Here is a 23,672-nt window from a genome sequence, read left to right as displayed (position 1 = left end):
AACTATTTCTTTGGGCTGATAAATACCTGTTTTACATTGACTCACGGGGCCGCTAAAACCGGTGTCGACTCGTGATGAAACCTACACCGAGGGGTACATGCTTAAAGAACCGCTTTCTCAGCCTGTCGCAGCTTCGCTTACTGCTCCGGCGGCATAGCCCGGCTACAGATTACTGGGCGGCTTTCCAGACAGGCTAAATACGTCTACGCGCTGAACATTGGGGCTACGTTCGTGTGTTAATCAGGTCACGTCTCTATAGTCTATGTTTCGCGACCGCCGTCTGCTGCTTATTTACGCCATTATTCTTATCGATGTCATTGTCGGATCGGCGGTGGGGCCCATTTTGCCGGAGTTTGTCAAGGGGATGGAGCGCCCTCAATTGTGGCTGGCGGTAGGTACGGCGTTGTTTCTAGGGATGCAGTTGTTCTCGGCGCCGTTACTGGGTAAGCTGTCGGATGGGTACGGTCGACGTCCAATTTTCATTGTTTCGGCCATTGGTACGTTCCTCGCCGACTGTTTTCTGTTGCCCGTTCGGGTTGGTTATTACTTTGCCAATCGGCTCAGCGATGGCGTAACCAACGGCATGTACGCAACCGTTCGATCGGCCATCACCGACATTTCGCCCAAAGACCAGCTGTTCCGCAATCTGGGTATCGAAGGGGCCATTATTTCCCTGGGTTTTGTCATTGGTCCGGCCGCGTCGGGCCTGCTGCTGACTACCCTGAATATTGTCGAGGGTGAACAGGCCAAGGCCGTGGCGCTGATGGCCGTCCTGCTCTCCAGCGTCAATATTCTGCTGAGCTGGCTCCTGAAAGAAACGCACGCGAACCCACCCGGTGTTGACACCACTACGCTGAAACAGGAATTAGTTCAGGCGCTCAATGTTCACCTGCTCTGGATGCGCCTGGTCGGTAAAAACCAAAAACACCCGGGTCTGCAGCAGCTCGTACTGATGCAACTGGCACTTACGCTCAGTACGGGGTACTACAACTACATGGTAGCTTTTGTCAGTCTGGGCGAGCTGCACCTAGACGCGAAAGGCATTTCCTATTTTTTCATGTTTTTCGGGGCGTTGAGCATCGTGATCAGCTACGTGTTCTACGCCCGCATTGCCGACCACATCAACCAGGTACGCGCTATCTTCTGGTTTGCTCTGCTGGGAGCCCCTACTCTGGTTGCGTATGGCCTGGTCGGGAAATCGGTGGTCGCGCTGTACGTCGTGGTTGCAATTGACTGCTTTACGCTCTCGCTGATTCAGGGTCTGATCGAAGGGTTGATGGCGCAGCGGACGACGGACGACGACCGGGGCGAAGTTTTTGGTATAAACCAGGCCATGCAGGGATTCGCCAATTTCGTTACAACGCTGATTTTTGGCCTGCTCTCGCTGGTCGACCTTCGACTGCCTTACCTCTGGTTCGGCTTGTGCATGGCTGCTGTAGCCTGGCAGGCGTGGCGGTTCGAACGACAGCCGCAGGTGACGACAGCACCAGAACAGGGCGAACGCGCCTGAGCCAGGCCGGCCTTTTTTCCCTGACTCCCACAAAACAGACGTACCGCCCCGAAGAATTCAGAACGGTACGCTGTATACGTTTGCTTAAATCCGGCTGCGTTAGTTCACGGGAACAAACTGGTCGGCTACGTTCCAGCCTTCCAGCGAGACCATTGTCGTACCGCTGGTGGTTGGGGTATACTCCATCGTGATGGTTTTCTGCTGACCGGGCGCTACCGTTACGTAGTTATCACTGTAGAACACAGGCAGCAACCGCGTTTTTGTCTGGCTGTCGACCAGCGACAGTCGGTTGAAGAACGCAACGGGGCCACCGGCAGGGTTCGTCAGCGTCACTTCTACCTTTCCCTTACCCGCCTGCCGAGCTTTCAGTTGCAGGGGCGCTTTCGCTATCTGCTGCAGCCCCGAATGTTCACCTTTCGCGTCGGGCAGCCAGTACGTGTTTTCGCTGATGGGTTTCTTGTCGAGGTCGAGCAGTTGGAGCACCAGGAAGCCGCCTTTGTCTTTAGTCAGTTGCTTCAGCGCCCGGCCAATGGGGACGTACGGCCGAACCAATGACGGCCCAATCTCCGAGAACACCTGCGTCAGGGTCGTTTCCTTGCCGTCCATGTCGTACAGCTTCACGACCATCATCATATCGCGGTGGAACTTGAACGTATTGTTCACCACCATCACCATGCTGTCGATGGGGTTGTACATGATGTGCAGCGGCTCGCTGCCACTGTGCAGACCGTACAGCCCGGCGTTGGGGTCAAGGTAGTAGTCGTACATCTGGCCGCGCATGGCCGTCCAGGGGTTCTGCGTTTTCCAGATGATGGTGCCGGTGTACCAGTCCCACATGTGCGAACTGAACCCTTCCATCAGGGCGCGGTACTGGTCGTAGTTGACAAGCTGGGCTTTTTTCGCAAAATCGCGCACGTCCTTGGCTTTGCCGTAGGGATCGATAGACGCATCGTAGCCAATGTACTTGTGATAATCCCAGACGGAGTCCACCTCGCTCTTGTTATTCTTGAAGACCGGCACGACCATGTTCTCTTTCGGAATAAACCGCTCCAGCGAGGTATAATCGCTCACCCCGACCGAGCCAACTTCTGAGTTGAACGGCCAGGTTCGGTACGACCAGAACTTGCTGATCGGCTGAATGCCGTATGGACCATCGCCGTTGCCACCCAGAAAGTTATACGACATTTCGTCGGAGTTCGAGTAGTCGATAAACCAGCGGGTGCCGTCGAGTTTAGGCAGGATCGAATCACGTAACGGATTCATGATGTCCTGCGGCAGGGTAATCTCGTTGCCACCGCACCACATCGCCAGCGACGCGTGGTTCCGAATCATCTTGATCTGGTCAGCCGCCGAGGTCAGAAACAGGGAATGATCGTCCGGGTATTTCCGGCGCGTCCACTGATCGTCTTTCTTCATCGGGTCGACCCAGCGCCCGTTGCAGTCGCCCGAACCCCAGAAGTCCTGCATCACCAGCAGCCCATATTTGTCGCAGGCCTGGTAAAACTCGGGCCGCTCCGTCAGCGCACCGCCCCAGATCCGAATCAGGTTCAGGTTCATGTCGCGGTGGTACCGCATTTCGGCATCGTAGCGCTCGGGGGTAAACCGCAGCATGGCGTCGGAAATGATCCAGTTGGCCCCTTTGATAAACACCTTTTGTCCGTTGACCAGAATCTGACGACTACGGGTCGTGGTGTTCCACTCCGTCTGAATCTCGCGTATGCCAACAATCAGCTTTTCCTCGTCCGAAACAGTTTTCGCGCCGGTCTGGAATTTTACTGATGCGGGGTACAGGTGCTGCTCCCCGTAACCGCTTGGCCACCACAGTTTCGGATTGGCAACGGTCAGCACGGGCAACTCAATCGTGGTCGTGGTACGTGGGGGCAGGCTTACTTTTTTCGTAACGGTCTGCCCGTTCATCGTGTATGTAAGCGTCCCCTCCTGCTTCGTTGCCGACGCATTCTCCAGCTCGGCCGACACCGTAACGGTGGCCGTTTTTTGAGCGCCTTCCGGTTGCCGGATGCCCGGTACGCTGGTGACCACGTGTGGGTTCTTTACGTTCACAGCCCCCGTTTTTTCGATGGTCACCTTATCCCAGATTCCCGTGTTCCGGTCGCGGATCGGCTGAATCCAGTCCCAGCCCGCGACGTACTGATGCGCGACGTTACGGGCAATGGTACCATCGCCACCTTGACCACCGTTGGGATTCCCTACCGGATCGGGTGGGTACACGATAACGGCCAGCCGGTTCTTACCATCTTTCTGCAGAAAGGGCGTGACGTTGAACGATTTTCGCAGGAACATACCCGTGTAGGGCTTGCTGTTTAGTTTGTGACCGTTCAGAAACACATCACAGCTGTAGTTGATACCCCGGAAGTTCAGCCACACCTGCTCACCCGCTTTGTTGCTTTCCTGGAAATCCTTGACGAACCAGTAGGTGTAGTAATCCCGGCCGGTGTTGAAAATGTCCGGAATCTTGTTGTTGTTCATGCCGTAGAACGGGTCCGGCACTTGCTTGTTGGCGAGCATGGTAGTCAGCACCGTACCGGGTACAACGGCGGGCTGCCAGCCGGTCAGTGCGTAGGATGGTACCGAAATAGCAGTTCCCTGATCCTTTGTTTTGCCGATGGGACTGCATTGCCAGCCCGAGTTGAGTTCGTACTGCGTCTGCCCGTACGCCCAGGTCGAAATGACCAGCAACAGTGCAGCTAGTTGGTAAGTAAGACGATTCATTTACGTTCAGGTTGTAAAATTCTAGTTGGATTGGGGGGAGAAAACGAGACAAGACGTGAGACTAAAGAACTTTTTTTTGTCATCCCGACCGAAGGAGGGATCTTAAAACGTCCTGACTCTCAGGATAGGATACTCTGAGATCCCTCCTTCGGTCGGGATAACAAAATCTTCTTCCCCGTCTTTCTTCTTTTCTCTCACTTTAATATACCGACTTCGCGCGGTCGGCGGGGGCGGTTCCCCAGGTTGGACTGGGTTTGTCACCCATATCAATAACCAAGTCTCCTCCGTTCTGGATGGTCCGGTGAAGCAGGTACGATTTCGTGTAGGGTTTACCGTTCAGCATCATGCTCTTGATGTAGCGGTTCTTGGCGCTGTTCCCTTTTGTCCGCATCCGGAACGACTTGCCACCTGGTAAACGCAATGTAGCTTCGTCGAAGACCGGACTACCAAATACGTACGCGCCATTGGCCGGATTCACCGGGTAGAAACCTAACGACGACAGGACGTACCAGGCCGACATCTGGCCCACGTCTTCGTTGCCAATCAGGCCGTCAGGTCGGGTAGTGTACATACTGTCGAGAATGAAGCGCACTTTCTCCGCTGTTTTCCAGGGCTGACCGACGTAGCCGTACAAATACGTAATGTGGTGGCTTGGCTCGTTGCCGTGGGCATACTGACCAATCAGGCCCGTAATGTCGTTGGATGCTTCGTTGCCCATGTCGCCTTTGGCCGTAAAGAGCGAATCAAGCTTCAGGGTAAACGCTTTCTCGCCCCCCATCAGACCAATGAGCCCTTCGACATCCTGCGGCACCAGCCAGGTATACTGCCAGGGATTACCCTCGGCGAAATCGTCTTTCATGTGCCGCGACACAAACGGGCTGAACGGAGTCCGACGCTCGGTATCCGACAGGCGACCGCGTACGAAGCGCGTCTCCGGATCAAAGTAGTATTGATACGCCTTGCCGCGCTTGCTGAAGTACTCGTAATCGGCCTGCTTACCCAGTTTCTTCGCGACCTGCGCCACCGCCCAGTCGTCAATGGCGTATTCCATCCCCTGCGCCACACTCTCAACCAGACTATCGCCCGGAATGTAACCCCGCTCTTTTACGAATTCAAGCCCACGTACGTCGAGCATGGCGCTCTTTTTCATGGCGTCAAATGCCCGGTTTACGTCGAATCCGCCAATGCCTTTCAGAATGGCATCAGCAATAATGGGGAATGAGCTGTTGCCAGGCATGGTGTTCGTTTCGTTACCAACCAGGTGCCAGATGGGCAGTTTTCCCTGCTGATCGCAGATCGCCAGCATCGAGTTGACCATATCACCTACGCGCTCGGGCTGGGTCAGCGTAAAGAGCGGATTAGCCCCCCGGTACGTATCCCAGAGCGAAAAGGTCGTCAGGTTGTTGAAGGGCGCTTTAGCATACACCTGCTTGTCCGTACCCCGGTAGTCGCCGTTGTGGTCGTTGAACAGCGAGGGCGCTACCAGCGTGTGGAACAGGGCCGTGTAGAAAATCTTGAGCCGGTCGCGGTTGTCGGTCTTCACCGTCACTTTGCCCAGTTCGTTGTTCCAGGTCGCATCGGCGTCGGCGGCTACTTTGCCAAAGTTCCAGTGCGGCAGTTCGGCCCGGATATTGGCCAGGGCATTGACCGAGCTGACGGGTGAGATTCCCACTTTCACCAGTACTTTCTCGTTGGCTTTGGTCGCGAAACTCACCACGCCTTTCACCCGAACGCCCTTCACCGACGCACCAGAAACCAGCGTCTGGTCATTGTAAAGATCAAGTTTACTGATCGGTTTGGCGAAAACGGCCGCGAAATATAGCCGCTGATCGGGTGCCCAGCCTTTGGAATACCGGTATCCTACCAGTGTGGAGTCGTTGAGCTTTTCCAGATAGGTATCCGTAGGCCGGTCACCCACGCCCTCGCCCAGATCAAGGATGATGTGTGCGTCACTGCTTTGTGGAAACGTGTATTGGTGTAAGCCAACGCGCTGGGTAGCCGTGAGTGCTACGTCGATGTTGTACCGTTGCAGCTTCACACCATAATAGCCCGGCTGTGCGGTTTCGTCGGTATGCGAGAACCGGGACGCGTAGCCACTTTTACTGTCTTTGATCGTACCGCGGGTTAGTTTAACCGGCCCGGTGGTGGGCATCAGCAGGACGTCACCCAGATCGCCGATGCCGGTACCGTTCAGGTGCGTATGGGCGAAACCCACAATCAGCGAATCCGAATAATGGTAGCCCGAACACCAGTCCCAGCCCGTCGACATCTGCGTTGGACCGAGTTGGACGGCTCCGAAGGGTACGTTGGCCCCCATGAACACGTGCCCGTGGAAGCCCGTCCCGATAAAGGGGTCGACGTGACGGGTCAGGCCGGTTGGTTTACGAACCTGGGCCGTACTAACCAGCGGTTGCATCAGCAGCGCAGCACTGCCCCAGAGGAGCAGGCTGCGGATGAATGAATTGGATGATTGTAAACGCATACTAGTTGGAATAAAGCACTGTCGTAGCGATTACCGGCTGGCTTTCAGCCGGACGTCGTCCACGTAAAAAATGGTTGGGCTTGCCTGTTCGTCGGCCCCCGCCAACGGAGGATCGTTGGTTTCGTTCGGCGTCTGCCGGTTGGGCAGATTTCGGTAAGGCCCGGTCCGTAACGACAGGCGTTCGACGGATTTCACGGCTTCGGCCAGTTTGGCCCCGGTCAGCGCTTTCTTGCCGTTGATGGCCAGATCGAATTTCCCGTCTGGACGGGCATCGACCGTCAGCGAAATCGTGTACCACTGCCCCGGCTGATACGTCTGCACTACTTTTTCGGTGCCGCCATCAGTTGCCACGAGTTGATACTGTTTGTCGAAACGCAGCCGCACCGGGCGATTCCCGTACCGATCGGTCAGGTCAATCTCCAGTTCGCCGGTATTCTTCGGGTCTGCAAAAACGCGCAACTCCGCCGTTGCGCGACTGCCTTCTTCAAATACCCGAATGGCCCGGGCGTAGTCGTACGGATCGGTATCGCGCAGTTCGAGGCAGTTGCCTGAGCCAGCGGGCGAATCCACGCCGGGCGTGGCGACGCTCGGCGAGCTTACCAGCGTAACGGGTGCCCATTTGGGTGCGTAGATGTTCCAGTCGGGCACGATGCCGTCGGGCGTCAGTTTATCGAAATCATCCCGAACAGGTCCCGTTACGGCGTACCGAACTGGCGTCGGAATCCGGGCTACCCACATGTCCTCCTTGTTCATGCTGTAGGTCATCCACATATCCGTGCCGGGCGGGTTACCGTTTCCTTCCACGATGCCGCGCATGTAGCAGGGGCCAAAATCCTTCCAGCGGCCCGTAAAGCGCCGGGGTGGTAGTTCGCCCTGCACGACCAGCAGGTTGTCGAAAATGACACCATCGTCGCCCGTGATAATCGCCAGCGGATAGCGGTACTGCGTCGTTTCGATGGGATTGTACGAAATGGCGTAACGTCCGTCGTCGGTTTTCTGCCCCCACACCTTTCCGCCCGACATGAGCAGCGTGGGCACTTTCACCGGCGCCGAGAATGTCTTACCTCCGTCCGCTGAAAGTCCCGTCAGCGACTTTTTCCAGAGCGCCACTACCTGACCGTCCTTGCGATGGTAGTACGACAGGGCCTGACCAGCTTTGTTGTCGCCGTAGAAACCGTCTTTGCCGCTGTCTTCATCCCACCACTGAAACGTCATCAGCTTGTCGGCCAGCAGGGCGTCGCAGGCTTTCACAAACCCGGCATCCGTCGATTTTTTGTAGAACGGATAGCTCGTATTGGTCTCGTCCCAGTCGTTGTAGCTGCTGTAACGGATGAAGTAGATCGGACCATACGTACCGTCTTTGTGCATTTCGCGCACCACCCGGCCAATGCCGCCTTTCCCAAACGGGTCATCGGTATGGCCGTAGAACGCCAGCACCAGCAGACGCCCGTCCGGCGCTACGTAGAAACCCATGCGCTGGTGCATCATGTAGCCCTTATACCCTTCGGGAATTGTCACCCCCGCCGGGGCTTTGTACGGCGGAAACACCACCTGCGGTTTATTCCAGTGCCGCCCATCTTCCGACGTAACGAGCAGCGTCTGCCCCGGTGCTACGTGTTCATCGGCGGGGTTGCTCAGGTACTGCTGATAGAATCGTCCGTTCCAGTAACACAGGTTCGACGCATGGTTGTAGGTCCATCCGTAGTCCTCCGCCTGTTCCGGGTGGGTTCGGTTGGCCCGCAATGTCTGACGGTTCTCCACGCCGATGGCATACCGAAGCCGCCCTTCGTGCAGGGTCGGGTCAACGGTTTCGCCACCAATGTACCGTACCGGTTCGGCCGGACTGCCCGTCTGCGCGTAGCTGGCAAAGACGGACACTGTCAGCAAAAAAGAAATGGCTAATCTTCGCATGACTAGCTCAGTTTAAAGACCCAGACGGGCTGGTTGGTGAGCTGTTTCCGCACGGCTTCGGGAATGGCCACCGTAGCGCCGTTGCCCGCTTTCTTCCATTTCAGGCTGGGTTTGGTGCCCAGCAGCGTCAGCGTTTTACCGGGCGCTATTGGTACTGTTACGTTGGCAGGTAATTGATTCTCGCCTTCGGCAGGCAGGTACGATACGTAGGTAACGTCTCCTTTTTTGGTGAACGCCCACTTGTCCTGGCGGTAGGGTGCCAGCGGTTTCGTGCCGTAAATCGACTCGCCGTTCACGTCGAGCCATTTGCCGATTTCAGCCAGACGACTGTAGGCTTCGTCGTGCCAGTCGCCTTCGGGGCTGGGGGCTACATTCAGCAGCAGGTTGCCGTTTTTGGCCACAATGTCGACCAGAATCTGTACCAGCTTACGCGACGATTTAAAGTTCTCTTTCGGAATGTACGACCAGCTGTCGCCCATCGTCATGCAGGTTTCCCAGGGGATGGGCATGTAGTGATCCGGAATCTGGTGCTCGGGCGTTACGTAGTTTTCGTACTCGCCCGTTACCGTCCGGTCCACCACCAGCAAACCGGGTTGCTTCTGCCGGGCTTCACGCGCAATCCGGGCCATATCGATATCCTGGTTGTACGGGATCGACCGCTGCCAGCTGATGGTCGAGTCGATGGTGTTGAACGGCCGGACCCAGCCGCCGTCGAGCCACAGAATGTCCACCTTGCCATAGTCGGTCATTAGCTCCTGAATCTGCCCGTTGGTGAAGTCGGCAAACTTCTTCCACTCGTCGGGGTATTTTTTCGGGTCGTAGTTCACGTTCCGATCTTTGGCGGGCCAGTACGGTTTCCAATAGCTGTCGATGTGCCAGTCGGGTTTCGAGAAGTACGTACCAACCATGAAATCCTGCTTTCGGAACGCGTCCAGCACTTCTTTCGTGATGTTGCTGCGTGGGTTCTTGGCGAAGGCTGTTTTTGGGTCGGTAATTTTGTAATCCGTCAGCTTCGTGTCGAACATGCAGAAGCCGTCGTGGTGCTTGGTCGTGAAGACCATGTATTTCATTCCGCCCTTTTTCGCGGCTTCGGCCCAGCGTTCGGGATTGAATTTGACGGGATTAAACTCGGTGCGGATATTCTCGTAGGCCCGTTTGTAATCGTAATAGTTGGCCGAGTACGGTCCCCGACGTTCGCACCAGCCCTCATCTTCGGGACAGAGCGACCAGGATTCGACGATCCCCCACTGGCTATAGGTGCCCCAATGCATAAGCAGACCGAATTTTTTATCCTGCCACTGATCGAGTTTCTCCTTCACCGGGGCATCTTTCGGCCAGACGTATTTGCTGTGGTTTTGTTCCGAGTGTTGTTGACCGAAGCTGGGTAAGGCCAGCGTCAGGGCCGCAACGAGCGTTAGGTAGGTACGATTCATAGAACTTATTGAATAAAGAAATGCGTCGTTAAAACAATCGCCGTTGGCAGCGCCAGGCTTCCGATCAGGAACGCGCGGCACTGCCAACGGCGAGATTATACTAGCAGGCAGTTACCGCTTTTCTGTCGAGAACGAATAGGGGAAATCGGCGGGTTGCGTACCCCGTTCTTTGTTTGGTTCGTCAACCATTTTGAACTCCAGCTTGCCACCCTGCAGCAGCTCAGCGTGGCTCAGCCAGTTTTTTTCGTAGTTCTTCCCGTTCAGCTTCAGTTTACCAACGTAGCGGTTCTGATCGCTGTTGTCCGGAGCGTTGATCACCAGCTTTTTGCCGTTTTCCAGGCTCAGCGTAGCTTTTTTGAACAGGGGTGTCCCGATTACATACTGATCCGTTGCCGGACAAACGGGGTAGAAACCGAGCGCCGAGAACACATACCAAACCGAGGTCTGTCCGTTATCCTCATCCCCACAGTAGCCATCTGGCGTGGGTTTGTAAAGCCGGTTCATCACGTCGCGGACCCAGTACTGCGTTTTCCAGGGCTCGCCCGCAAAGTTGTACAGGTAGGTCATGTGCTGAATCGGCTGGTTGCCGTGGGCGTAGTTGCCCATGTTCATGATCTGCATCTCGCGGATTTCGTGAATGACCGAGCCATAGTACGAATCGTCAAAGATCGGCGGTACGACAAACACCGAATCCAGCATACCGACGAACGATTTCCGGCCGCCCATCAGGCCAATAAGGCCCTCCACATCGTGGAAAACCGACCAGGTGTAGTGCCAGCTGTTGCCTTCTGTAAACGCGTCCCCCCACTTGAACGGATTGAATGGTTTCTGGAACTGACCATCCTTGTTTTTGCCGCGCATCAGTTTGTGTTCAGGATCGAACAGGTTGCGGTAGTTCTGGCTGCGTTTGGCAAAGCGGTCAATCTCCGCCTGAGGGCGTTTCAGGGCTTTGGCGAGTTGGTAGATCGTGAAGTCGTCGTAGGCGTACTCCAGCGTTCGGGCCGCGTTCTCGTTGATTTTTACGTCGTACGGAACGTAGCCCAGTTTGTTATAGTAGTCTACTCCAGCCCGACCCAGCGTCGACATAGGGCCGGCATTTTCCGAGTTTTTCAACACGGCTTCGTACAGGGTGTTGATATCGTAGCCACGAGCGCCTTTCAGGTAGGCATCCGCCACGATCGACGCCGAGTTCGATCCAATCATGACGGGCCGGTGACCGGGGCTTGCCCACTCGGGCAGCCAGCCGCTTTCTTTGTACGTATTGACCAAACCTTCCTGAATGTGGCTGTTCAACGTCGGGTACATCATGTTCAGAAACGGGAACAGTGCCCGGAACGTATCCCAGAAACCCGTATCCGTGAACATATATCCCGGCAACGTCTGCCCGTTAAACGGACTGTAGTGGACAACCTTGTTGCTGGCGTCCATCTCGTAAAACTTGCGGGGGAACTGTAACGAACGATACAGGCAGGAGTAGAACGTCTGCATCTGCTCCACCGAGCCACCTTCAACGGCTACCCGTTTCAGTTCGGTGTTCCAAGCCTGCTTGGCCTTTTCTTTAACCGTTTCGAAATTATCGTTACCGATCTCGCCCAGGTTGCGTTCGGCCTGTTCGAGACTGATGAACGACGAAGCCACCCGCGCCTGTACCTGCTCGCCCTTACGGGTTTTAAAGCCGACGATGGCTCCGGCGTGATTATTAGTCAGCTCCATCTGCTGGCTCGCAATCAGCGAATCGCTCCAGACAGCCGTCCGGGCGAAAGGTCGGTCGAACTGGATAACAAAGTAGTTCTTGAAGTTTTGTGGTACGCCACCGCTGTTGCGAGTCGTGTAGCCAACGATTTTGTTCTGACCGGGAATGATCTTAACAAACGAGCCTTTGTCGAACGCATCGATGATGACGAACGCGCTGTCCGTTTGGGGAAACGTAAACCGGAACCGGGCAGCCCGTTCGGTAGGCGCAATCTCGGTCGTTACGTCGTGATCGGCCAGGTAAACGCTGTAGTAATAGGGCTTGGCAACTTCAGCTTTGTGCGAGAACCAGCTGGCCCGGTCGTCTTCTCTGGGTTTCAGCTTACCCGTAGTAGGCATGATGGAGAACTGACCATAGTCATTCATCCAGGGTGAGGGCTGGTGCGTCTGTTTAAATCCGCGAATTTTATCCGCAGCGTAAGTGTAGGCCCAGCCGCTGCCCATCTTACCGGTTTGTGGCATCCAGGTGTTCATGCCCCAGGGCATAGTGATGGCTGGATACGTATTGCCGTTCGACAGACTGGGTTTCGAATCGCTACCCATTAGCGGGTTCACCCATTCGACCGGATCATCTATTCGGTCAACTTGCTGGGCACTCGTTTGAGACACGGAAGCCAGCAGGCCCGCGGCCAGTGTCATAGCGTTGAGAAATGAAATCTTCACTTGTTAGATAAATTAGGGGATTTGTTCGTATTCAAGCAGGTTTTGCAGGACATAGGCCTGGGTGCCGTAGAGTTTCGCCATTTCGCCTAGTTCCGACAGTTCAATGGTCAGGTTATCACGGTAGTTGAGCAGACAGTATTTATCCAGTGCCTGCTCGATGGGGCGCGTAATGGCTTTGGCCGCCCGCGCCAGGACACCGTTAACAATGATCAGTTCCGGGTTGAACAGGTGCACAGCCGTTGCCAGTCCACGCCCTAACTCGTTGCCGACGTCGCTCAGCAGGTCGATGCAGAACGCATCGCCAACGTTGGCTTTGGCAATGATCATTTCAATCGTTACGTTCTCAGGCCCTTCTTCGGCCAGCAGCGACACCCGCCCCTGCGTGAGTCCGGCTTTTGCCCGCCGAATCAGCGCCGATGCGGATGCCAGCGTTTCCAGACAGCCTACTTTGCCGCAGAAACACAGCTCTCCGTCGGTTTTCATCTGGATGTGGCCCAACTCACCGGCAAACCCCGCCATCCCCTGCAGAATCTCGCCATTGATAATAACACCCAGTCCGATCCCCCAGTCGATATTGATCGATAGTACGTGCTTCTTACCCTGCGCCAGTCCGAAATGGTGCTCGCCTAGGATGGTCGCTTTCGTATCGTTGATGAAATAGATCGGTGCGTCAAACAGCGACGCGATGAGCAGACTCAGCGACTGACCGGGCAAACTCAACTCGGGGTACGTGTGGTTCAGGCTGAGCATGGGGTTGACCAGCCCCGGCATGGTTGCTCCAATCCCAACGACCACCCGATCTTCCTGCCGGACATAATCTGCCAGTTGTTCCAGCGGTTCACGCAGGTTATCAATTAGCTGTAGAGACTCGCCCAACCGCAAGTTCAGATCCATCCGGTGCACAACCTGATTTTTCAGGTTGAATACCATCAATTTTGTGTCGTGCACATTGACATCGACGACGATGGTAACGTAGCAGTTGGGGTTAAGGGCAAACAGAGAGGGCTTACGGCCAAACTGGGCCGTTCCCGTACCGATGCCCCGAACCCATTTCGATACGTTCAGCTCTTCGATCAGGGCCGTGATGGATGGTACGCTGCTGTGCAACGTATTCGCCAGTTGAGCAATTGTCCGTGATTCAGCTCGGTAGAGTTCGGCAATAATATTCCGTTTAAGTTTGTTCTTCTTCGTATCGATGACGGAGATGACAACATTATCCTGCATGACAATTGGTTTACTCCCCGCCAGTCAGATCGGTATGATCCATGCATGGGGTATAGTGAAAAGGGCTAGGTATCTGATAACAACTCACTTTTTTTATGCGTAGAATCGCAATTCTTGCTCTGCGATCTGCTTTTAGGTTAAGTATTTCTCTTAAAAGACCATGAATGAGCGACTTACTACTCATCGTTCGCCCAATCGCTTACTTTTCTTTCCGGCTGGCGTAGTTTTCGCCGACAGACCCAGCTTTTTCAGCACAAACTGGCCTACCTGTTCTCCCTGCCAGACGCCCTGGTCAATCGAGTCGCGAAAGTGAATCCCGCCGTACAGCCGGGAAATAGCAGCCTCGCGGGCGGCATGGGTAAAGGATCGATACGTCCGGGCCGGGACGCCAAATTCCACTTCGATTGTGTCGGTATAGCCAATCGGCTCTCCTGCCAGTGCCGTTAATACGGTGGCGACCGCCTGCGACATAACGCTGTGACCGCTGGTGTACTCCGGGAAAGGCGGGGTTTGCAGCATGGGCCGCCAGGTTCGGTCAATGTGCTGATTGATGTACGTTTCCGGCCGAATCCGGTCGCTATTGTATTTTTCGTTCCAGCAGGAGATGAACGCATCAGCCATTGCCAGTCCTACCAGCGCATGCCAGCGAACGGTTTCGGCCAGCGACAGGTTTTGCTGGACGCTGACCAGACTGGTAATGCCCATCCAGTGACCACTGGGTGAGATTTTTTTAGTCCCGAAACTAACGTGGCCTTTCTGGTTCAGGAAGAAAGGGTTACAGTCCCAGAAGTTGGCAATGTGCCGCTGGTCGGCGGTCAGGGTCCGGCTAGTGTCGTACACTTCGTTGGCCAGGCGATAAAAATCAGAGTCTTTTTCTTCGCTGTAGGCTACGGGGCGAGCGGGCTGGAACTGCGCAGCGCTGTCGAGCAGAAATGGCCGTACCACGGCCCAATAAGGCTCGTAGGCTTCCGAATAAGCGGGTGGCGTTGGCTGCCACGAACCCGGCTTGTCGGAGGGGGTATAGCGCACATAGCCGCTGGTTTTTACGTAGCCATCTTTGGCCGCGTACCGAACCAGCGTTTTCACCAGGCTATCGGCGTAAGCGCGGGTCTGATCAAGCAGGGCCGGACTGAGGTGACGTTTGTCGCGGCTGTCGCTGATCAGTTGATTGCGGTGTTCTTCGAGAATGTAGCCCGATGGTAGTAACTCCTCGCCCATTCGCAGCAGGATATACTGCGTTCCGAACTCAACGTCGATTTTGGGATCGGTGCTCTTCGGTGCGGGCAGTGAGTAATCGCGCAACAAACCTGCCAGCGGTACGTAGCCCGCCGGTTTTTGCTGGCGGTACATCAGCTCGTAGGCTGCCAGGTTGGCGTAGGCGTAATAGCGGGCGGCACCACAGGGGCCTGTTACGTCCGTTACCATGACATCGGTCAGTTGCTTCAGCGCTTTAGTATAGGCCAGCGTTGCCGACGCCCCCTCCGGCTGGGCGATGAGCCCCCGGAGCGTCAGACAGTATAGCAGAAAAAGCAGCCCAAACCGTTTCATCGTATGTTTAGTTTCGTCGGTAAAGTTGAATCGTTCCGTTGTTCCGACCGAACAGAATCTGTTGTTTAGTCCCTTCGCCAAGTACCAGAATGTCGCGTACGTCGCCCTTTACCGTGAATCCGGATTTGGCCTGCGGCACGTAGCTGAACTGGCAATTGCCATCGTTATGGAAAACCTGGCCGTAATTGGCGTCCATTTTCCCGATCTTGATGCGGGTGTTCAACTGATTTCCCCCCAGTAGCAGGTCTTTCTTCCCATCCTTGTCTACGTCAAGAAACGCAATGGCATAAACGGGCGCAAACTGGGCCTCTACGGGCAGTTCGTGCCAGTCGAAACTACCGTTCCCTTTGTTCTCAAGAATGCCCGATGCAAACTGCGTAGCCTGCAGGGTATCGGCCTGTTTGAGCTGCTCCGGCGTTAGTATCTGCCCCAGACTCGCTTCCGAGTAGGCGCCATACGTGGTAAACTTCCGGCGGAGGGAATACATCTGATTCAGGGCTTCGTCGCGGGTAGCCAGGGGGTACTCTTTCCCTTGAATATAGTAGGTCAGAAAGGGGTCGACGGATTCGTTCTGGTCAAAGTCGCCGTAGGTTACCCGTACAGGTTCTTTGTCGGACGGCTTCATCTGACAGTTCTTACCGAAATTGCCCAACACCAAGTCCTCATCGCCATCGCCGTCCAGGTCCGCTTTTTCAACGCGGTTCCACCATCCTTTGGCGAATGAGTGAATGAGCGAATGAGTGAATGCTTTACCTTGCTCGTTCTTGAGTAAGGTGACAGGCATCCATTCGCCGACGAGGACAAGGTCTTCCCAGCCATCTTTGTCCATATCCATCGCTACGGCGTCGGTTACCATGCCGATTTTGTTCAGGAAGGGTGCCCACTGGGCCGTATTGTCGATGAACTTACCCGTACCGTCGTTGAGCAGGAGTCGGCTGCTGGCGGGCTCCGGATAACGACCGGGAATTACGCGTCCGCCAATGAACAGATCTTTGTCGCCGTCTTTGTCCACGTCGAGTGCCACGACGCAGGCATCGCTGCCCCGGTCGCCGGGCAGTCCCTCGGTCGAGCGGGTGAAGTTGCCTTTACCGTCGTTCAGATAGAGTCGATCCCGGAGGAGCAGATCGTCGGGCAGATACGCGTACCCGCCACTCACGACGTACAGATCCTGGTCGCCATCGCCGTCGGCATCGAAGAACAGCGCATCCGTATCTTCGCTCATTTTGTCGGCCGTAAAAGCAGCCTGTTCGGTTGGTTGCCAGCCCCCGTTTGCCTGTCCCAGAAGAAGCGAACCCGATTGTCCTTTGGCGCCGGGCATGTACAGATCGATAAATCCATCGCCATTGATGTCGGCCTGCGCCAGGTGCGGTCCCTGGTTGGAGAGCATGTTCGGCATCAGTGGCTGACGTTTGAAATCGTTGTAGACATCCTCTTTGTGTCGGTACAGTGCTGTATCTTTTTCTATCTCCGTAAAGAGTGGGGCTGTGGCCGTTACATAGCGGTAGGTTTCTTTCGCGTCTTTGGGCCGGAGCGTCAACTGCTGATCAACCGTTACGTTCCGGAGCAGCTGCGTTTTATTATCAGACCAGACTACGCGAACACTGTCGATGCCAGTCTGTTTGCCCAGGCCGAAATGCAGGGGCATATAGGTTCCCGACTGAAACCCGCGCGATGGCACGAACTCCTGATACTGGAGCATGCTACCCGCGTACACCCAGACTTTGGCGTTAGTAGCCAACACACTGGAATTTTCGCCCAACTGTACCGTCAGGTAGTGCTGCTGCGGGTTATCGTTCCGGTAGATGGAAGCCGGTACATTGATGTTGTTGGTGATGATTTCCAGATCGCCATCGCCGTCCAGATCAGCGGCTACGGCCCCGTTTGACAGCATATCCTGATCGAAACCCCAGTCCTTGACTTTATTGTCGAAGGTCAGCTTACCGGAGTTGCGGAAGATGTAGTTCTTGGTGGCCGTTGAAGGCATCTGTTTCAGAATGTCCATCATGGCCGTCGGGTTGCCCTGCGATTCCTTGAGCCGGGCGTCCGCGTAATACTTCATGAAGTCCATGTTGGTATAGTCGCGGAGGTAACCGTTGGTTACGAACAGGTCTTTCCAGCCATCGTTATCGAAATCGGCGACGAGGGGCGTCCAGCTCCAGTCGGTATTGGAAATACCCGCCAGCTGCCCGATTTCGCTGAAGGTCGGTATGTTTATACCCGCCGTTTTCTGACCCGTATTGCCGTTGTTGAGCTGCAGCATGTTCCGCATCAGCTGGTGCGAGAAGCCATTCCGCAGCATATTCTGATACGTCTCGTAGTTCTCAGGTCCGTAGAGCAGTTTCTGCCGCCGGTTGTCCTCGGGCAGCATGTCGAGCGTAAAAATATCGGGCCAGCCGTCGTTGTTCATATCAATCACTTCGTTACCCATGGAGAAGTAACTCAGGTGACCAATGGCCTTGTCGAGCTGGTCGATGAAATGGCCTTTGCCGTCGTTCAGGTAGAAATAATCCTGCTCGATGTAATCGTTCGATACGTAGAGATCCGGCCACCCATCGCGGTTGATGTCGGCCACGGCCACTCCCAGGCCAAAACCAATGGGGTTGCCTTTTATACCGGCGGCTTCGCTCACATCGACAAACGTATTGTTGTCGTTGCGGAAGAGTTTATCGCCGGCAAATTCGTCGCGTAGCGCCTTCGTGAGGGCCGCGTCGAATCGTTTAAAATCTTTGATGTTATGGTTGAGGAGAAAGCAATCCAGATCACCGTCTTTGTCATAATCGAAAAAGACCGCCTGGGTACTGTGGGCCGGTGAGTCCAGTCCATACTGGGCCGCCTGTTCGCTGAAGGTTAGCTGGCCCTTCTTGTTGAGGTGATTGTTGATGTAAAGTCGGTTCCGGTGAACGGCTGCGTCGCCATTGCCCGAGTAGCAGACGTAAATATCAAGCCAGCCATCCCGGTTAATGTCGACCAGCGTAACGCCCGTTTTCCAGCCCGGCCCCCGACCGATTCCCGCTGACGACGATACGTCCGTGAAATGCAGGTTGCCGTCGTTGAGGTACAGCCGGTCGGGCGTCATATTGCCCGTGAAATAGAGATCGGGTTTGCCGTCGTTGTTCAGATCACCAACGGCGACTCCACCCCCGTTGTAGAAATATTCGTACGCCAGTACATTCTGTTCCTCCGTTTCAACCAGCTTATTGGTAAACTGAACCCCTGTCTGTTCGGCGCTGAGCCGCGTAAACTGAGCCATTGCTCCGAACGGAGCCAGGCATGCAGTCAGGCTAAGCAACCGGAACAGGTATTGGAGCGAATAATATGAGGAACTAATGATACGCATCTAAAAAAGAGTTACGGGTTAATGAACCGTCGCAGTGAACCGTCCATTAACCCGTAATTTACGTAGATTAACTGAGAACCTTACTGCTTATCCCACCAGATACGAGTAGTGAACAGGTCAGGACCCTGTACGGCAATAGCTGCGTTGTACTGAGCCGCGTTCTTACTACCCTCTGTTGATGGATACCGCAGACGGCGGGGAATAACACCGTTCGTTTCGTTACCCACATAGTTCGTAGGAGTCAGGGTTGGGTAACCCGTCCGACGCCAGTTCGCATAGGCTTCGTACGAGTTCAGAAAGTTAACCGCCCAGTACTGCGTACCGATCTGCTCCATCTGCTGCGCCTGTGTCCCCGTTGCCACGTAAGGGTGAGCCGTCAGGTAAGCCGTGATCGCAGCGGGGGTAACCGTGCCGCCGTACAGCGACATCATGTTCATAGCTGCCGTCACACCTTTGTTGTAGTGCGAAGCCGCCTGGCCATCGCCCCAGCCCCGCAGAGCCGCTTCGGCCAGCAGGTACTCAACTTCAGCATAGCTCTGGAACACGGTTGGTGCCGCATTACTAGCGATTTTGTTCAGGTTCGCTTCGGAATACAGCGACAGCGAGTCCGTCGTTCCCCAGCCGGGAATAGCCTGGCGGATCGTCTGTGCGTCGTAGCCGTTCGGCAAGCCTTTTTGCTTAGCCGGGTCCGTAGCCGTTGCTTCCTGCGCGGGGTTAGCGTTACCCTGCCACAGCGTAGCGATGAAGGGCAGACGTGGATCGTTGTTGTTCTTCAGGAAGTTAACAAACGTCCGGCTCAGTTTGCTGTTCGCCCGGCCCCGCAGGTTGGCAGCATCGTACTCCTGCGTACGCAGGGTGTTGCCATCCAGGTTCCGGGTGTTGTCGTTCCCTTCAGCGTGCACCACTTTCGCGATGTCGGCGTTGCTCGTCATGACACCACTAGCGATAGCCTTCTTCACGTAGGTTTCAGCTTTAGCCGCATCGACTTTCGTCAGACGCATACCCAGCCGTAGCATCATCGAGTAGGCAAACTTCTTCCACTTCGTCAGATCGCCGGCGTAAATAACGTCAGCAGCACCGTAGCCCGTTTTGTTGGCATCCAGGGCAGCAGCCGCCAGATCCAGCTCGTTCAGCATATCAGCGTAGATATCCTGCTGCTTGTCGTATTTCGGCGTATAGATATTGTTCAGGTAGCCTTTACCCGCTTCCGAGTAAGGAATATCACCATACAGATCTGTAATCCGGTGGTATACAAACACGCGCCAGATACGAGCCACGTTATACAGGTTCGACTGCGTAGCGTCGTCTTTCGTCAGCGCAATGATCTGCTCTACGTTCTTCACGTGTTCGCCGTACGCCGTTTCGAAGTAAGCGCCAGAATATTCTGAACTGTACAGATACTTATCACCTGACCAGTAAGTCTGCAGCGACGCAAAGTGCTGCACAATAGCGCCGGCGTAGATTAGGTTACCCCGGTGGTTTTCAAAACCCGTACCCGCCGTTTTCACGATGCTGTACGACAGCAGGTTTGGAATAACGGGTGAGGTAAGCGCATTAGGGTTCGTGTTGAGTTCTTCAAACCCCTTATCGCAGGACGACAGCATCAGCCCGGCCGTCAGGACGGTTGCCAGTGCTGAAAGTCTATTTTTCTTAAAGTAACGTAACATAGTTAAGTCGTTAAAAGCGGTGAGTTAGAAACGAATATTCAGGTTCAGACCGTAGCTACGAGCTGGTGGTACACCAAACATTTCTAAACCCTGTGCATTACCGCTGTTGAAGTTTGATTCTGGATCAACGTTTGGTACATTTTTGTACAGAATCAGCAGGTTACGCGCCACAAGCGATAGGCTAGCCGCCTGAATTGGCGTTTTACCCAGAATTGACCGTGGCAGGTTGTAACCCAAGGTGAACTGACGCAGTTTCACGAAGCTGCCATCATACACAAAGTTTTCGGTGATGTTCCGGTAACCGCTCGACCCGTAGTAGTTCTGCGCCGTCAGTGTGCGGGTAAAGGCGTCGCCGTTTTGCGTAACCCCCGTAACCGTTACGCCATTTTCACGTCCGTCCAGCGTCAGTTTCGTCAGACCGTTAGCCGTTGCGTAGTAGTTGGTAGCGCTGTACAGTTTCGAACCGAATTTGCCGTCTACTAAGAAACTAAACGAAAAATTCTTGTAATTAAATGTGTTCGTCAGACCCATAGTTAACGGAGGAACGCCACGGCCCAGTGGTTGCAGCGCGCTTTGAATGGGCAGACCCGTTGCCGAGTTGTACACAACATTACCGTTGGCATCACGCAGCGCACGATAACCCGTGATCATACCATAAGGCTGGCCTGTGAAATGGTAAATGTAGGCGCTCTGAGTCCGCGACTGATCGACCTGGAAGGTCGTTAGGTCGTCCGTAATTTTAACGACTTTGTTGTCGTTGTAGGCCATATTGTACGATACGTCCCACGTGAAGCCGTTCGCCTTTTTAATGGGCGTACCTGTCAGTAACAGCTCGATACCTTTGTTTACGACTTTACCAACGTTCAGTAGTACGCTACCGTAGCTACTTGCTGACGAGGTCGACGCCGTAACCGCATCGTTCGTGGTTGTCCGGTTGTACAACGTCAGGTCAACACCCAGTTTGTTGTTGAACAGTTTCGTTTCGAAACCAACTTCCGTCGTAGTCGACGTGTTCGGCTGCAGCTGCGAGTTCGGAATTGTACCACCGTTAACCGACATCAGCGCGATATCACCAATGTAGTTGTTGGTCTGTAGGTTGTAAGTCAGGTTCAGCGCGTATGGGTTTGGATAACCACCACCCACTTGAGCAACCGATGCCCGTACTTTACCATAGTTCAGCCAGTTAGGACGGCTGTCCATTACGTCCGAGAACACAAAGCTCAAACCGGCCGATGGGTAGAACAGGCTGTTGTTAGCTTTAGCCAGCGTCGAGAACCAATCCTGGCGACCCGTCAGGGTCAGGAACAAGACGTTTTTGTAACCAATATCAGCCGAACCAAATACGGAGTTAATACCCAGTGCATTGTACCCGTAACTTGGGGTTTTCGTTACCGTGTTGTCCAGGTAGTAGTTGAATGGAACAACGAAGTACTGGCCGTTATAACCCATGTTTTCCGTTGCCCGGTTCATTTTGTTTCCACCGACCAGGGCGTTCACCGAAATTGGACCAAAATCTTTGTTGAAGCCAAGCAGCAGTTCAGAGTTGGTTTCACCGATTTGCGTGTTCGACCGGCTCATAGAACCACGTGTAGCGTAGGCCAGACCCGTTGGTTCGATGTTTACGAATTTCGTGTAGTTGTAATCCGTGCCAACCCGACCGCGCAGGTACAGATAGTCAGTAATGTTATACCGCAGCGAGAACTGACCGATAAACCGGTTCCGTACGTCGCTGTTCTGCACTTTGTTCACCGCAAAATATGGATTGGTCGAATACTGGTTGCTATTCCATAACACTTCGTATCCACGGCTGTCGTAGCCTGGGTCCAGCGTCCGGATATCGACCGTGTTCGCGATCAACTGAGCACCGTAGTTCGGGTTTTTCGGGGTATCCGACAGGAAGGTCCGGTTCGTACCGGTTTCAACGTTGTACTGAGCAACGCCTTCGAAAACAACTTTCTTCGACAGGTTCGCGTTAGCGCTCAGGTTAAACGATTTCCGGTTGAAACCCGAGTTTGGCACAACGCTTTTCGAGTTCAGATCCGACGCCGAAAAACGGAACGCGGCCGCTTCGTTACCACCCGATACAGCGACCGTGTTGGTGAACGTGCTACCTACGTTATAGAAGTTTTTTACGTTGTTACGCTGTGCTGCGTATGGACGCGACACCCCGTCGAACTGGATTACGTTCGTACCGTCAATTTTAGCACCCCACGACTGCGCACCCGTCTGGATTGCTTCAGCCTGCGTGGTTGGTTTCGCCCCCTGCGTACCCTGACCGTATTCATACTGCCAGTCGTTCAGTGAGTAAGGCTGATCCATGGTGTAGGTACCGTTGTATTCAACGCCAATACCTTTCTGACCTTTACCCGATTTGGTCGTGATCAGAATAACACCGTTCGATGCGCGCGAACCGTACAGAGCGGCCGCTGTACCACCCTTCAGTACCGACATCGTTTCGATATCGTCGGGGTTGATACTGTTCAGACCATCGCCCGAATCGGTACCACCCCACATACCAGCCGAGTTCACGTTGGTATTGTCAATGGGGACACCGTTTACAACGTACAGGGGCTGGTTGTTACCGCTCAGCGAACCGTTACCACGGATAATCACCCGGCTCGAACCGCCAGGACCCGTTGCGGTGCTGGTTGCATTCAGCCCGGCAACCCGACCCGACAGGGCGTTACCCAGGTTAATTTCCCGGGCTTTGATCAGGTCATTCCCTTTTACTTCCGACACGGCATAGCCCAGCGCTTTTTTGTCTTTGGCGATACCAAGCGCCGTTACGACAACTTCGTCTAGCGTTTTGTCGCTGACAGCCAACGTTACGTTGATGGTGGTTTGATCGCCGACGGTAACTTCTTTGGACGTGAAGCCCAGCGACTGGATAACCAGTACGCTGCCTTTTTCGGCACTAATTGAGTACTGACCATCGGCATCCGTCACCGTACCCCGGGTGGTACCTTTGATCAGCACGTTGGCGCCTGGGATTGGCGCATTGGCATTTTCAGAAACCTTACCCTGGATGGTTACCTGCTGTGCCATCGCAACGCAGCAACTCAAACAGAAGAAGGCAATAAACAAGGTAAACTTGTTTCTACATTGTCTCATTGTTCTTTAGGTTATGTTAAGATTTACAACGCACGGTACAAAGCTGGTAGGCTCGGTACACACTCTTTCGCCCTGCGGCATATCATTAGTCGGATGACTTCTTTACTAGTTGGTACTTCTGATGTCGTTCAGCAAACAATTAAGTCGAACTACTCATTAACAGTCACTCTGAAATCAGCCCGTTAGTCAATTGGATTTCTGACTGTTATCTGCTTCATGTCAGTTCATTTGGCATTTATTTGGCCTATATGGTGTTTCGGTTAGAAACGCAAGGATTATTAAATTAAAACACTTAATATTCGTT

At 54.4% G+C, this 23,672-nt stretch carries 11 protein-coding genes; 1 reads left to right on the top strand and 10 read right to left on the bottom strand.

The features are described from left to right. Nucleotides 1-262 precede the first annotated feature (262 nt). A complete protein-coding gene (locus HU175_RS05660) occupies nucleotides 263-1,510 on the top strand; it encodes an MFS transporter (RefSeq protein WP_176565661.1) in 1,248 nt (415 codons plus the stop codon). 99 nt (nucleotides 1,511-1,609) lie between these two features. Here the strand turns inward: HU175_RS05660 and HU175_RS05655 are convergent, their stop codons facing one another. The 10 genes from HU175_RS05655 to HU175_RS05610 form a co-directional block, all read right to left on the bottom strand. Continuing rightward, nucleotides 1,610-4,240 carry a glycoside hydrolase family 2 protein gene (locus tag HU175_RS05655; protein WP_176565660.1) on the bottom strand — a complete coding sequence of 877 codons (2,631 nt, stop codon included), beginning with the start codon at nucleotides 4,238-4,240 and terminating at the stop codon, nucleotides 1,610-1,612. A gap of 199 nt (nucleotides 4,241-4,439) precedes the next feature. Beyond that, a complete protein-coding gene (locus HU175_RS05650) occupies nucleotides 4,440-6,722 on the bottom strand; it encodes a GH92 family glycosyl hydrolase (RefSeq protein ID WP_176565659.1) in 2,283 nt (760 codons plus the stop codon). Nucleotides 6,723-6,752: 30 nt separating this feature from the next. Next, on the bottom strand, nucleotides 6,753-8,633 hold the full coding sequence (locus HU175_RS05645) for a hypothetical protein (RefSeq protein ID WP_176565658.1): 1,881 nt from the start codon (nucleotides 8,631-8,633) through the stop codon (nucleotides 6,753-6,755). A 2-nt stretch (nucleotides 8,634-8,635) separates the two neighbouring features. Next, nucleotides 8,636-10,066, bottom strand: coding sequence for an alpha-L-fucosidase (locus HU175_RS05640; protein ID WP_176565657.1), 1,431 nt, complete (start codon nucleotides 10,064-10,066; stop codon nucleotides 8,636-8,638). A 111-nt stretch (nucleotides 10,067-10,177) separates the two neighbouring features. Then, on the bottom strand, nucleotides 10,178-12,457 hold the full coding sequence (locus tag HU175_RS05635; protein WP_176569135.1) for a GH92 family glycosyl hydrolase: 2,280 nt from the start codon (nucleotides 12,455-12,457) through the stop codon (nucleotides 10,178-10,180). Between the two features lie 36 nt (nucleotides 12,458-12,493). Next, nucleotides 12,494-13,705 (bottom strand): ROK family protein, encoded by a 1,212-nt coding sequence (locus HU175_RS05630; protein ID WP_176565656.1) that lies wholly within the window; start codon nucleotides 13,703-13,705, stop codon nucleotides 12,494-12,496. 180 nt (nucleotides 13,706-13,885) lie between these two features. Continuing rightward, nucleotides 13,886-15,253 (bottom strand): vanadium-dependent haloperoxidase, encoded by a 1,368-nt coding sequence (locus HU175_RS05625; RefSeq protein WP_176565655.1) that lies wholly within the window; start codon nucleotides 15,251-15,253, stop codon nucleotides 13,886-13,888. Between the two features lie 7 nt (nucleotides 15,254-15,260). Beyond that, nucleotides 15,261-18,590, bottom strand: a complete 3,330-nt coding sequence (locus tag HU175_RS05620) for a VCBS repeat-containing protein (RefSeq protein WP_176565654.1) — start codon at nucleotides 18,588-18,590, stop codon at nucleotides 15,261-15,263. Nucleotides 18,591-18,670: 80 nt separating this feature from the next. Continuing rightward, on the bottom strand, nucleotides 18,671-20,257 hold the full coding sequence (locus HU175_RS05615) for a SusD/RagB family nutrient-binding outer membrane lipoprotein (RefSeq protein WP_176565653.1): 1,587 nt from the start codon (nucleotides 20,255-20,257) through the stop codon (nucleotides 18,671-18,673). Between the two features lie 24 nt (nucleotides 20,258-20,281). Beyond that, the gene (locus HU175_RS05610; protein WP_176565652.1) at nucleotides 20,282-23,368 is read right to left on the bottom strand and encodes a SusC/RagA family TonB-linked outer membrane protein; all 3,087 of its coding nucleotides are present in this window, start codon (nucleotides 23,366-23,368) and stop codon (nucleotides 20,282-20,284) included. Nucleotides 23,369-23,672 lie beyond the last annotated feature (304 nt).

The sequence above is a fragment of the Spirosoma sp. KUDC1026 genome (assembly GCF_013375035.1).
Lineage (GTDB): Bacteria > Bacteroidota > Bacteroidia > Cytophagales > Spirosomataceae > Spirosoma.
This window is presented reverse-complemented; position numbering and strand designations above follow the sequence as displayed.